Origin of the sequence: Blastomonas sp. (assembly GCF_046294995.1) — a bacterium.
Taxonomy (GTDB): domain Bacteria; phylum Pseudomonadota; class Alphaproteobacteria; order Sphingomonadales; family Sphingomonadaceae; genus Blastomonas.
In genome coordinates, this window is record NZ_JBKBOG010000007.1 from 85,555 (window position 1) to 98,015 (window position 12,461).

Consider the following 12,461-nt stretch of genomic DNA (forward strand, 5'->3'; position numbering starts at 1 on the left):
GGGCGTGCTGGCTGGGCTTGCGCACAGCGCCCGCATTGCCCACAACGGCTGGCATGAGCCCCCACCCAAAGCCGGAACAGCCGCCTTCTCCGTTCGCGATCGCGCTGTTCCGTAACGTCTGGACGGGCACGCTGATCTCCAGCTTCGGCGTGACGATCCAGGGCGTGGGGGCCGCCTGGCTGATGACCAGGCTCACCTCCTCGCCGACGATGATCGCGCTGGTCGCGACATCGACGGTGGTTCCGATCATGCTGTTCGCGCTGCTCGCAGGCGCCATGGCCGACAGTTTCGAACGGCGCAGCGTGATGATCGCGGCTCAGCTCGGGATCATCGCCGTCTCGATCACGCTGACCGTGTTTGCCTATATGGACTGGCTGACCCCGGGCCTGCTGCTGCTGTTCACCTTTGCCGTCGGTTGCGGCCTTGCGTTCAACGGACCTGCTTCGCAGGCCGTCGTCGGCGAAATCGTGCCGCGTCCGGTCATTCCTGCAGCAGTGGCGCTCAATTCGATGACCTTCAACATCGCGCGGTCGCTGGGTCCGGCGATCGGCGGCGCGGTCGTGGCCGCGACCAACGCAGCCGCTGCATTCCTGCTCAACGCGCTGAGCTCGATCCCGCTGATCATCGTGCTGGCGCGCTGGAAACCCGCCAGGCTGGACAATCCTTTGCCGCGCGAACGGATATGGCATGCGATGCAGGCTGGCCTTCGCTTCGGTGCCATGTCGCCCGACATCTTGCGGGTCATGCCGCGCGCCGGGCTGTTCGGGTTTGCGATCGCTGCGCTGTCGGGGCTGATGCCGGTCATCGCCAAGGACCAGCTCGGTGGCGGCGCGCTCACCTTTGGCCTGCTGCTCGGCGCTTATGGCGTCGGCTCGGTGGCGGCCGGGCTTGCACTGTCGAGGCTCCGGCGACATCGGTCCAGCGAACAGCTGGTCGTGCTGTCGTCGCTTGCCGCGGCAATCGGCACGGCCATCGTTGCCTTCAGCCCGTTCCTGCTGCTCTCTATGGCCGGACTGCTGATCGCGGGCGTGGGATGGGTGCTCGCGCTTTCGACATGCAACACCGCGATCCAGCTCGCCGCGCCGCGTTGGGTCGTGGCGCGTATGCTCTCGCTCTACCAGATGACGACGTTCGGCGGCTTTGCCGTGGGCGCTGCGGCGTTCGGTGCGCTCGCCGATGCGATGGGGCTCATGACGGCCCTGCTCGTCGCGGCATCCATCCATCTGATTTCGGTCGCCTATGGCTGGCTGCTGCCGATCGTCGAGGCCGAACGCGACCTTTCGCCGTTCGATTGGCAGGCACCTGACCTTGTCGTGCCCATCGAGGGCCGCAGCGGTCCGATCATCATCTCGATCACCTATGAAATCGAGGAGCACGATTCGCATCGCTTTTTGCAGCTGATGCAGGAGCGGCGCCGAGTCAGGCGACGCGACGGAGCGCACGGCTGGAGGCTGATGCGCGACCTTGGCCACCCCAACCGCTGGATCGAGCGCTACGACTTTCCGACCTGGCACGAATATCTGCGCCACAACACGCGGCCGACGCTGGCCGATGCCGACAACTGGCAGGCGGTCCGCGCGCTGCATTCGGGCGCGACGCCGCCTGTGGTGTCGCGCTTCATCGAACGGCAGACCGGCAATCTGCCCAGCGGACGCGAGCCTTCGGCGCGCGAACTGGCAGACTATCCGATCACCTGACCGGTTATACGCTGGCGAACAGATCCCTGCCGATCACCCAGTTGTGCACCTCGGTGGGGCCGTCATAGATCCGCATCGTGCGGATACGGGACGCCATCATGTGCAGCGGCATCTCGCGGGTCATCCCCATCGCGCCGAAAAGCTGCATCGCGTGATCGACGATATCCCAGGCCATCTCGGTGGAAAATGCCTTGATCATCGAGATTTCACGCCGGGTATCGCGCTGCTGATCGAGCTTCCACGCGCAATCATACGTCATCAGCCGCGCAGCATGGATCTGCGTCGCCGCCCGCGCCGCCCAGTCCTGCACGCCGCCACGCTTGGACAGCGGCATGCCGAAAATCTCGCGCTGCGGAGCATAATCGCACACCATGTCGAGCGCGCGCTGTGCGAGCCCGATCGACCAGCACGCGATCTGCAGCCGTCGTGTGCCCAGCCGGGTCTGCATCGGGCCGAAGCCGTCGCCCAGCCTGCCGAGCAGCCTGTCGCCCGGGATTCGGCAATCGGCGAGCGCGATCTCATAGGTCACCTCGCCGCCGATCATCGGCACCGGCCGGACGATCTCGAAGCCCTGGGTGTCACGATCCACCAGAAACGCCGAAACGCCGCGCGCGCCTTCCTCATCGGTCAGCGCCATCAGGATGGTGAAGTCCGCCTCGGCGGCGCGGGTGATCCAGATCTTGCGCCCGTTGATGATCCAGTCGTCCCCCGACCTGACCGCGCGGGTTTTCATCGCGCGCGGATCGGACCCGGCGCCGGGCTCCGAAATGCCGATCGCGGAGATCGTTTCGCCGCGCACATAGGGCGCAAGATACTGCTTGCGCTGCGCGTCGTTGACCGTGGCCATCAGCATCCGCAGATTGGGGCTGTCGGGCGGCAGATGAAACGCGACCGCAGACCGGCCGAGTTCCTCGTTGACCGCGACCATCGCGACATGGGGCAGCGCCATGCCGCCGACGTCTTCAGGCGCATCGAGACCCCACAGCCCCATGTCGCGCGACACCGAGCGCAACCGTGCCTCTTCCTCGGGCATCAGCGCGGCAGTGCCGGTCGTCGCCTCGCGCGCCAGGACCCTGAGCTCGAGCGGGATCAGTTCTTCGCGAACGAACCGGGCCACAAGATCCTGCAGCATCCGGTGTTCTTCATCGAGTTCGAAGTTCATGCGTTGTGTGCCCCTGTTGGTTGTGGATCGGCCACGTGCGCTGCCATGATCGTCATCGCGACGGGATCGGGATCCTGGTCCGCCCTCAATCGCTGCTGCCAGTCCGGCTGCATGAGCAGGCAGTCTGCAACAGCGCCCTTGGCAATGCCATCGGGCGGATAAAATAGGCGCAGCGCGGCAGCCAGATCGATTCCCTCGCGAAGCCCGAGAACCTGTCCCGCAGGCGTCCTGCGATCGATTGCGGCGCGTATCGCCACCCAGGGGTTGGTCGGCCCATAAGGCGCATCGCTGCCTGCCATCACCGGGATGCCAGCGGCCTGCAGCGATGCCAGCCTTTGCAGGTCGGGCAGGTCGAGCGGGTCGACCTCGGCCAGATACCGGTCCCCGCGCCGGGCGATGAAGCCGGGATTGGCAACCACGGTCAGCCCCGATCGGGCGATGTCCTTGAGCAGGCAGTGCGGGATGACGCTGCCATGCTCGATCCGATCGCCGGGCTGCGATCCGCCCGCCATGTCGAGCGCTGCCAGAAACGACAGCAGTTCGGCCGATGTCACGCAGTGCGCGGCCACGTTGCGACGCAACGCCCGCGCCGCCTCGATCCGCGCGGCGATCGTGGCAAGGTCCGGCAGGTCGCGCTCGTCGAACAGCAGCTTGACCGGACCCATGCGGTAACCGTCGCCGCCGGGCAGATCTTCGCGCCCCATCATCGTCAGCCGCTGCAGCAAATGCCCATCGCCGATCGCCGCCGACAGCAGGGCCGCTTCATCGGGACCGTTGCGCGCACCGGCATCGGTCACCGCCGTCACTCCCCAGCGCAGCAATTGCCGCGACAGCGGGGCGAGCGATGGCGGCTGCGATCCGATACGCTCGCGCAGCCAATCGTCACCACGCCATATCCGCCCGGTGGGACTGCCGTCGCCATCGGTTTCCACCGCATCGGGCCAGGGCGCATCGCCGATCCGTGCGAGTGCGGCGCTGTTCAGCAGCCAAAGCGCCCCGGTGCGATCCTGAATGCGCACCGGACGGTCCGTGATCCAGGCATCGATCCGGTGGCGATCGGGCAGCCCGGCCGCACGCTCGTCATAGCCGGTGGCGCGGACCCACGTGCCAGCGCCGGTGCCGGCGGCCGCCTCACGCAGCGATATCGCGATCGCATCGGCATCGGTGATGCCCGACAGATCGACCGACTGCATCCGCGCGGCGGTCGCCAGCAGGTGGATATGGTGATCGTGCAGCCCGGGCAGCAGCAACTGGCGCTGGCATTCGATCTCGTCGTCTCCGGCGCCCAGCGTCGCTGCAATCGCGGCGATCCGGCCATCGCGAATGCCGATATCGGCCACCGTGCCGTCCAAAAGCTGCGCCTGGCGCAGAACAAGCTCGTACGGCCGGGTCACGCCAGCCCTGCCCGCTGCGCGAAACACGCCGCCGTGGGCGCAAGCGCGACATCGATCAGCCCCGATTGCGCGCGGACCACCGCCTGCAAGGCGAGATGCGCCGCGCGCAGGCCGGTCAACGGGTCAGCCAGCGCATCGCCGATGAAGCGCGGCACGCCGTCGCTCCACGCGACCAGACCGCCCGCTGCTGCGGTATCGTCACCGAACCCCACGCGCATCGCATCGGCTCCGGCAAAACCATGGCCGGTGATCGCCACCCAGATCAGGCCGGGGTTGAGCGTGGACAGGCGCTCCAGCGAAATTCCCAGGCGTGCCAGCGCGGGCGAACGCGCGCTGGTGATCAGGACATCGGCCGCAGCGATCTCCTGCAACAGGCGCGGGCTATGCAGGTCCATGTCGATCCGGCGCTTCGATCCGTTCAGCCGCGCGCTGTGTTGCGGGGTCGAGATGGCCGTCGGGTCTGGGCGCGAGGGGGATTCGATCCGGGTCACGTCCATCCCCGCCTGGGCAAGCAGCGCGCCGCACAGCGGGCCGGCCCACAATGCCGAGAGATCGACGACCCGCAACCGCCTATCCTCCCGCACCGCCCGGGCGAGCACAGGTGGCGAAGCGGCTTGCGCCTCGCCAACGATGGAGACCGGCAGCCCGAGCAGCACCGCGCGGTCGCGCAGACGCACCGCTGTCTGCTTCTTCGCCCCGCCAATGATCGACCTCCACGGGTCGCCCGCGATTTCGCACTCAAGCCAGGCCGGGATGCACGCCAGATCGTCTTCGCGGGCCATGTTGACGGCGAGCCAGCCATCGGCGGCTTCCACCAGCCGGCAATGGCGATTGGGCGACCACAGGCCGGGCGGTTGCAGCGCGATATCGCGCTGGAACAGCATCGGCAGGTCGATGTCCATGTTGCCACCGAGCGCGCCTGCGAGTGCGGCGACCTTCGCCGCCTCGTCGGCGACCAAATCGAACAACCGCGCGTCGATCATGGCGCGATCTCGTGGATCAGCCCCCAGGCCAGCGCCTGCGTTGCGCTCAGCCGCTTGCCCGAAAGCACCATCCACGCCGTCCGGTGCCGACCGATGGCGCGCGCGACGCTGGCGGTGCCGCCCGCTCCCGGGATCAGCCCCATGCGCAGTTCTGGCAACTGGAACCATGCATCCTGGGTGGCGGCACGGTGCCGGGCGGCGGCGGGAATCTCGAGGCCCGAACCGACACAGGCGCCGTGCAGACAGACCTTCGCCCGCTCGCCGATGGCGTCAAGCAATGCGGCGCAGCTGCGCAGCGTCCGGATGACGTGCGCCTGGGCGAGATCGCCTGCACTGCCGAATTCGCCGAGCGCCCCGCCCGTCGAAAAGCACCGTCCCGCGCCGCGCAGCACCAGCCTGGGCTCGCTCGGGTCGTCCAATATCCCCGTCAACGCGGCGTGCAGCGCATCGCGCATCGCGGCGGTCATCGCATTGCACGATCCGGGGTCGTTCAGCGTCAGCGTGACGACATCGGCGTCGCGTTCGATCAGGACCAGTTCGTCATGCGCCGCAGGAATGGCAAGCGCGCCCCTTGCCGAGTGCCAGCGCCGGAACTCCGATCCGCCGAGCAGCGCCGAATAGGCATAGGATTCGACAGCAAGTGCATCGCCGAAAGGCATGGCCTGCGTGATCCGCAGCACCGCGCACAAAGCCGTCGCCGCGACGGGCCAACCGCGCACAGCCGCCTCCAGCGTGCGCAGATGTTCGTCGAGCCGGTCAGGCGCGATCGAGACCCATGGCGCCGGAGCGCGCGGTGCAATGGTGAGAAGAAGATCGAATCGGGCCGGATCGACAGCCGGCAGCGCGCCTGCGCGATCGACCCCGATGCACACCGCCTGGATCGGCGGGCCGGGCGGCTCCCATCCCGGCACGTCCTGGATGATGACGGGAACATCGCCCAGCGCCGAAAACCGGTCCGCGCCGAAATAGTCGATATCCTGCGTCTGCGGTGCTTTCGCCATGCGCTATGGCCTAGCGGTGTCCATTCTGGTTGACCAGTTCCCGCTGCAACAACCGACGCAAACCAGGCAATCCAAACGGCGCGCGCGCGGTGACGCAAATGTTCAAAGCCTAGCACAGACCAACGCGCCCGCCTCTGGGGGCGATCGTATCGCACTGACATGTTGATTTTTCTGGAAAAACTGGAGCGGGCGAAGGGATTCGAACCCTCGACCCCAACCTTGGCAAGGTTGTGCTCTACCCCTGAGCTACGCCCGCTCGGCGGCTGGTTCGACGTGCGATCCAGCAGGTGAGGCGCGCAGTTAGCATCGGGTTTTGGGTCCGGCAAGCCCAAATGTGTATTTGCCGCGGAATCATTATTCCGCTCTTGGCAGAAGCTGCTTGCGCACCATCTTGGGGTTTCGGATAAGATGGCGCAATATGGCGGGGATGAACCCGCAGGCGCGCACCCATCGGGTGAGCCGCGCGCAACAGCAGGAGCATTTGACTTGGCAAGCATGGGTTTGACGACCGAAGAACACAAGGCCGTCGAGGCATTCCGCACCAGCGTGGTCGAACCTTCGATGACCAAACTGGTGATCCTCGATTTCTGGGCGGAATGGTGCGGCCCGTGCAAGACGCTGACCCCGGTGCTGGAAAAAGTCGCCGCCGATTATGCCGACAAGGGCGTGATTCTGGTCAAGGTCAATGTCGACGAAGAGCGCTTCATCGCCTCGCAGTTCCAGATCCAGTCGATCCCCACCGTCTATGCGATGTTCCAGGGCCAGCCGGTGGCGAACCTCACCAACGCGCGCACCGAGACGCAACTGGGCGGCATCCTCGACCAGCTGCTCGCCAAGCTGCCGATCCAGGCGGGCAATGACGAGGATACCGGTGCACCCGATATCGCCCCGCTGATCGCGATGGGCGAAGAGGTGCTGGCCGAGGGCGATGGCGAGCGGGCAGCAGGCATCTTCGCGCAGATCCTCGACATGGTGCCCGAAAGCGTAGCGGCGATATCGGGCCTGCTGCGCGCGCTGGCCGCAGCCGACAAGGTGGAACAAGCGCAGGCGCTGCTCGCCGACCTTCCCCCCGAAATTGCCAGTGATCCCGCGCTCGACCGGGCCAAGGCCGCGATCGCTTTGGTCGCCGACAAGGCCGACGACAGCGAGATCGCGGGGCTGCGCGCCGCATCCGATGCCGCGCCCGACGATCACGCCGCGCGTTTCGATCTGGCGGTGGCGCTGTTCGCCGGTGGCGAGCGCGACGAGGCGGCAGAGCATCTGCTGGCCATCGTGAAGGCCGACAAGGAGTGGAACGAAGGCGCGGCGCGCGCGCGGCTGCTGCAGATCTTCGAGGCAGTCGGGCTGGAAGATCCCTGGGTGGCGGCGACACGGCGCAAGCTTTCCGCCGCGCTGTTCGGATGACCGACAAGCCAGCCATGGTGGCGCAACGCATCTCGATCTTCCCGCTGACCGGGGTGATCCTGTTCCCCGGGCTGCAGGTGCCGCTGCACATCTTCGAGCCGCGCTACCGCGCATTGGTCAGCGATGCGATGGCGCGCGACCGGCAGATCGGCATGATCCAGCCGCGCGGGCCGGGCGATCCGCCGCCGCTGTTCGACATGGGCTGCGTCGGGCGGATCGTCGATGTCGAGGCGCTCGACGATGGCCGCTACAATCTGGTGCTCGAAGGCTTTGCCCGGTTCCGCGTGCTGCGCGAACTGGATGTGACGACCGCCTTCCGCCAGATCGAGGCCGAACTGATCAACGAGAACGACGACGACCAGGCGCTGTCGAGCATCGAGCGCGCCAGCCTGGAGCGTGAAGCGCAGCGGTTCGCCAATGCGCAGGGTTACAGCGTCGACTGGGATTCGGTGGCGCGGCTCGACGACCGTTCGCTGGTCAACGGCATCGCCCAGATCGCCCCGTTCGATGCGGCGGCCAAGCAGGCGCTGCTGGAAGCCGATGGCCTGACGACGCGGGCGGACCTTTTGGTGCAGCTGATGCAATTCTTCGGCCGCCGCGACAGCGACGATCCAAGGGTGACGCTGCAGTGATGCCCTCTCCCCTCCCGCTTGCGGGAGGGGCCAAAGCCCTCCCCCTTGATGGGGGAGGGTTGGGTGGGGGTGATCTCTCCGGCTTGAGGCTGCGACGTCGCGCCGGTACACCCAGCCGCACCATCACCCTCACCGCTGCGACTAGGCAGCAAGCTGCCAAGTCTCGCTGCCTCTCCCATCAAGGGAGAGGCGAGGCTCGCCCATCCATCCTCTTCAAAGGCGCTACCGCGCGCCTTGCAGCTTTTTCTGGCGGCGGCGCTGTACCGATGAGCCCAGGCCCAGCGCCTCGCGGTATTTCGCCACGGTGCGCCGGGCGATGTCGAAGCCGCGTTCCTTGAGCAGATCGACCAATTGATCGTCGGACAGGATGTTCTTTGCGTCCTCCTCGTCGATCAGCGCCTTGATGTGGCTCTTCACCGCCGAGGCCGACACCGCATCGCCGCCGTCGGTCGCCTGGATCGCGCTGGTGAAGAAGTATTTGAGCTCGAACAGACCGCGCGCGCAGCTCAGATACTTGTGGCTGGTGACGCGGCTGACGGTCGATTCGTGCATCTCGATGGCGTCGGCGACGCTGCGCAGGGTCAGCGGGCGCAGCTGGGTGACGCCGTTGCGGAAGAAGCCCTCCTGCTGCTTGACGATCTCGCTTGCCACCTTGATGATCGTGCGCTGGCGCTGGTCGAGCGCTTTTACCAGCCAGTTGGCTTCGGCAAGGCACTCGCCCAGCCACGCCTTGGACTTGGCATCGTGCCGCCCGCCGGTGAGCGAGACGTGATAGCTGCGGTTGACCAGCAGCCGCGGCAGAGTGGCGCTGTTGATCTCGATCATCCATTTGCCTTCGCGCTCGAGCACGAACAGATCGGGCACAACCGTATCGACGCTCGATCCGCCGAACCGGCTGCCGGGCTTGGGATCGTACTGGCGCAATTCGGCGATCATGTCGGCCAGGTCCTCGTCATCGACCCGGCACAAGCGCTTGAGCTGGGGCAGTGCGCCGCGCGCGAGCAGCTCGAGATTGTCGATCAGCCGCGCCATGCACGGATCGTAGCGGTCGGCCTCCTTGGCCTGCAGCGCCAGGCATTCTGCCAGATCGCGCGCGCCAACCCCGGTGGGCTCGAGCGTGTGGATCGCCGCCAATGCCGCCTCGACCTCGCCCAGCGGCACGCCGAGCTGGTGCGACACCTGCAGCAGGTCGCCGCGCAGATAGCCGTTCTCGTCGATCAACTCGATCAGGTGACGGCCGATGAACAGCGTGACCCCGGACATCGCCATCCCCGCCTGGGCGTGCAGATGCTCGCGCAGCGTCAGATCATATTCGAGCGAATCCTCCCAGCCGTCGCTGTCCGCGCCGCCGCCGGTGATGATGTCGTTGAGCGAGAGCGCACCGTCGAGCCCGCCGCTGCCCTCGCCCGCCACCCGGTCGGGTCCGTCGCTGACGCAATCATGGTGGAACACCTCGCCGCCCAGATCGATGTCGAGCGGGCGGTCGGTCTCGCCCAGACCTGCGCCGATCAGCTCGTCGCTGCCCACCAGCTCGCCATTGCTCGGCGGCGTGGCGGGTGCATCGAACGCGGCGTCGATGCCGCTGGCGACGACGTCGCCGCCGACGTCCTCGCCGCCCAGCTCGAGCAATGGATTGCGCTCGAGCTCCTCGCCGATGAACGCCTCGATCTCGATATTCGACAGCGCGAGCAGCCGGATCGCCTGCTGCAGCTGCGGCGTCATCACCAGCGACTGGCTCTGCCTCAGGTCAAGGCGCGGGCCGAGCGCCATCAGGTCAGTCCTTGATCACCCGCAACCGCCGCAATCACAGCGCGAAGCTTTCACCCAGATACAGCCTGCGCACGTTCTCGTCGGCCACCAATGCGTCCGGCGTCCCGGCAAACAGCACCTGGCCATCGTAGATGATGCAGGCGCGGTCGACGATATCGAGCGTTTCGCGAACGTTGTGGTCGGTGATCAGCACGCCGATGCCGCGCGACTTGAGCTCGATGATCAGATCGCGGATGTCGGCGATCGACAGCGGATCGATCCCTGCGAACGGTTCGTCGAGCAGGATGATCGAGGGGCTGGCGGCGAGCGCGCGGGCGATCTCGCAACGCCGGCGTTCGCCGCCTGAAAGCGCCATCGCCGGGGATTCGCGCAGCCGGGTCAGCCCGAACTCCTCGAGCAGCGTCTCGAGCCGCTCGGCACGCGCGGTCACGTCGGGCTCGACCAGTTCAAGCACCGCCTTGATGTTCTGCTCGACCGTCATGCCGCGAAAGATCGAGGTTTCCTGCGGCAGATAGCCCAACCCCAGAATCGCGCGGCGGTACATCGGCAGCGGCGTGATATCGACGCCGTCGAGCATGATGCGGCCCGAATTGGGCTTCACCAGCCCCATGATCGAATAGAAGCAGGTGGTCTTGCCCGCGCCGTTGGGGCCGAGCAGGCCGAGCACTTCGCCCTTGGCGACATGCAGCGACACGTCCGACAGCACGACCTTCTTGTCATAGCTCTTGGCGATCGAGACGACGTTGAGCCCGTCGCTCGACAAAGCGGGATCGGCGGCGGTGCCGCTGAGCAGGCCAAGGGGGGCTACATCGTTCATCGCACATTTCCTGCAAACCAAGACGGCGGCTCTCGTCGCCGCGTTTCGTTTGTTCCCCCATAGCATGGAACAATGCGATGAAAACCGGCGATGTTCACGTGTTGGCAGGATTTATGCATGGGCTATCGTGAGGGGTGGGCGTGGGCGCAGATTCAAATCCTCCCCGAGCTTGCCTCGGGGAGGGGGACCGCTGACCGAAGGTCAGTGGTGGAGGGGGAAGCGGGAGAGCGCGAAGATCGAGGTAAACATGACCTCGCTGCCCCTCCACCACCCGCTGCGCGGGCGGCCCCCCTCCCCCAGCAAGCTGGGGGAGGATTTTTGAGGAGATCAATCCCGGTTTGGCACCGCGAATGTGCCCGAAACGCGACCGCCCGCAGAGCCGGTCTGGCCCGGAGCGCCGCCGGCCGAGCGACCATCGACGGTCGAGCGCCCCGTGGTCAGATCGATCACCATCCGCCCGCCATTGAGCGTGTTGCCGCCCTGGCGCAGCGCGACATTGCCGATCAGCGTGATGATCCGCCGGTTGAAATCATAGATGCCGACATTGCCGCTGGCGCGTTCCTCACCCTTGGTGACGACGACGCCGCCATTGGCGTCGATCCGCTCGATCTCGATGCTGCCCGAATTGCGATAGGCCACGGTCATCCGCGCCGCCTGCAGCCTAAGGCCCGCCTGGGTGATATCGACATTGCCCGAGAGCAGCACGCGATTGGCGCGATCCTGCAGTTCGATGCGGTCGGCGGCGTAATCAACCGGCGCATTGCTGTTGTGGTTCATCAGCGATTGCGCGGTGACGCTGCCCGGCACCAGCGCCAGCACGGCCAGGCTGAACGCACCGGCGATTCCACCGGGCAACCATCGACGCGCAGGCGCCGAAGCCTTGACTGAAAACCGCTTGGTCAATCCCTTATCTCCGCTCGTCACTGGGCGATTGGCCCTTGAGTCATCCGCAGCCGCGCACGACCCTCCAGCGTGACCGTGCGATTGGCAAGGTCCGCCCTTAGCCGGTCGGCGCGAAAAGTGCCAGTCGGCAAGCGACCGGTGACCTCGCCCCGGCTGACCATGGTGCGTTCGGGCAGATCGATATCCACATCGCGCGTCACCATGCGATAGCCGTTCGACGAGTTGAACTGCACCGGCCCGACGATCGAGACCTGTTCGCTGTCCATGTTGTAGGTGCCCTGGCCCGCCTCGAGCACGCCGGGCCCTTCTGCCAGCAGGATGCGTGCCGCCAGGTTCTGGAGCTGCACCACCGGGTTGGCTGAGCTTTGCTGCACCGCCGAGCCTGCCTGCAACGAGAACGGCCGCCCCTCGCTGTCCTGGCCGCGATACATTGCCTGGGTCACGCGCATGCGCTCGCGCGCGATCTCGACCTGATTCTTGTCGAGCAGGAAGCTGACCTCGGTGTTGCGCAGCAGCGGCGCGAGCGCGAGAAACGCCACCAGCACGCCGATCGCGGAGGGCAGGATGATGCCCAGCAGCCGCACCATGCGGTCGTGGCTGCTGCCTGGTTTGGCAAACAGCTTGCGGCGGCTGCGCATGATGTCAGCGCGTTCGGTCATGTCGCCTTTGGGCCTTTCGCAGTCGCGCCGGGTTTGCAG

General features: G+C 66.5%; 11 protein-coding genes and 1 tRNA gene. 3 read left to right on the top strand and 9 right to left on the bottom strand.

Annotated elements, in window-relative coordinates; translation table 11 throughout:
* The first annotated feature begins 53 nt into the window (after window positions 1-53).
* Window positions 54-1,697, top strand: a complete 1,644-nt coding sequence (locus ACK4R0_RS10045) for an MFS transporter (RefSeq protein WP_409673787.1) — start codon at window positions 54-56, stop codon at window positions 1,695-1,697.
* Window positions 1,698-1,701: 4 nt separating this feature from the next.
* On the opposite strand, the gene ACK4R0_RS10050 is transcribed toward ACK4R0_RS10045, so the two are convergent.
* The 5 genes from ACK4R0_RS10050 to ACK4R0_RS10070 all read right to left on the bottom strand — a co-directional run bounded on the left by ACK4R0_RS10050 (window position 1,702) and on the right by ACK4R0_RS10070 (window position 6,493).
* Window positions 1,702-2,859 carry an acyl-CoA dehydrogenase family protein gene (locus ACK4R0_RS10050; protein ID WP_409673788.1) on the bottom strand — a complete coding sequence of 386 codons (1,158 nt, stop codon included), beginning with the start codon at window positions 2,857-2,859 and terminating at the stop codon, window positions 1,702-1,704.
* Window positions 2,856-4,253 (bottom strand): amidohydrolase family protein, encoded by a 1,398-nt coding sequence (locus ACK4R0_RS10055; protein ID WP_409673789.1) that lies wholly within the window; start codon window positions 4,251-4,253, stop codon window positions 2,856-2,858. The genes ACK4R0_RS10050 and ACK4R0_RS10055 overlap by 4 nt, the downstream gene beginning before the upstream one ends.
* On the bottom strand, window positions 4,250-5,236 hold the full coding sequence (locus tag ACK4R0_RS10060) for a CoA transferase (RefSeq protein WP_409673790.1): 987 nt from the start codon (window positions 5,234-5,236) through the stop codon (window positions 4,250-4,252). The genes ACK4R0_RS10055 and ACK4R0_RS10060 overlap by 4 nt, the downstream gene beginning before the upstream one ends.
* A complete protein-coding gene (locus tag ACK4R0_RS10065) occupies window positions 5,233-6,237 on the bottom strand; it encodes an enoyl-CoA hydratase/isomerase family protein (protein WP_409673791.1) in 1,005 nt (334 codons plus the stop codon). Before ACK4R0_RS10065 ends, ACK4R0_RS10060 begins: the two co-directional genes overlap by 4 nt.
* A gap of 181 nt (window positions 6,238-6,418) precedes the next feature.
* A tRNA-Gly gene (locus ACK4R0_RS10070) sits at window positions 6,419-6,493 on the bottom strand.
* 239 nt (window positions 6,494-6,732) lie between these two features.
* Between ACK4R0_RS10070 and ACK4R0_RS10075 the strand changes: the two genes are divergently transcribed.
* Both ACK4R0_RS10075 and ACK4R0_RS10080 read left to right on the top strand, forming a co-directional pair.
* The gene (locus tag ACK4R0_RS10075; protein WP_409673792.1) at window positions 6,733-7,641 is read left to right on the top strand and encodes a tetratricopeptide repeat protein; all 909 of its coding nucleotides are present in this window, start codon (window positions 6,733-6,735) and stop codon (window positions 7,639-7,641) included.
* Window positions 7,638-8,273 carry an LON peptidase substrate-binding domain-containing protein gene (locus tag ACK4R0_RS10080; protein ID WP_409673793.1) on the top strand — a complete coding sequence of 212 codons (636 nt, stop codon included), beginning with the start codon at window positions 7,638-7,640 and terminating at the stop codon, window positions 8,271-8,273. Before ACK4R0_RS10075 ends, ACK4R0_RS10080 begins: the two co-directional genes overlap by 4 nt.
* A gap of 222 nt (window positions 8,274-8,495) precedes the next feature.
* Here ACK4R0_RS10080 and rpoN read toward each other — a convergent pair whose 3' ends face one another.
* From rpoN to lptC, 4 genes are all read right to left on the bottom strand, one after another.
* Window positions 8,496-10,043, bottom strand: coding sequence for an RNA polymerase factor sigma-54 (gene rpoN, locus ACK4R0_RS10085; protein ID WP_409673794.1), 1,548 nt, complete (start codon window positions 10,041-10,043; stop codon window positions 8,496-8,498).
* Window positions 10,044-10,077: 34 nt separating this feature from the next.
* Window positions 10,078-10,860 carry an LPS export ABC transporter ATP-binding protein gene (gene lptB, locus ACK4R0_RS10090; protein ID WP_409673795.1) on the bottom strand — a complete coding sequence of 261 codons (783 nt, stop codon included), beginning with the start codon at window positions 10,858-10,860 and terminating at the stop codon, window positions 10,078-10,080.
* Between the two features lie 327 nt (window positions 10,861-11,187).
* Window positions 11,188-11,715, bottom strand: a complete 528-nt coding sequence (locus ACK4R0_RS10095; RefSeq protein ID WP_409673796.1) for an LptA/OstA family protein — start codon at window positions 11,713-11,715, stop codon at window positions 11,188-11,190.
* Between the two features lie 65 nt (window positions 11,716-11,780).
* The gene (gene lptC / locus ACK4R0_RS10100) at window positions 11,781-12,422 is read right to left on the bottom strand and encodes an LPS export ABC transporter periplasmic protein LptC (RefSeq protein WP_409673797.1); all 642 of its coding nucleotides are present in this window, start codon (window positions 12,420-12,422) and stop codon (window positions 11,781-11,783) included.
* Window positions 12,423-12,461 lie beyond the last annotated feature (39 nt).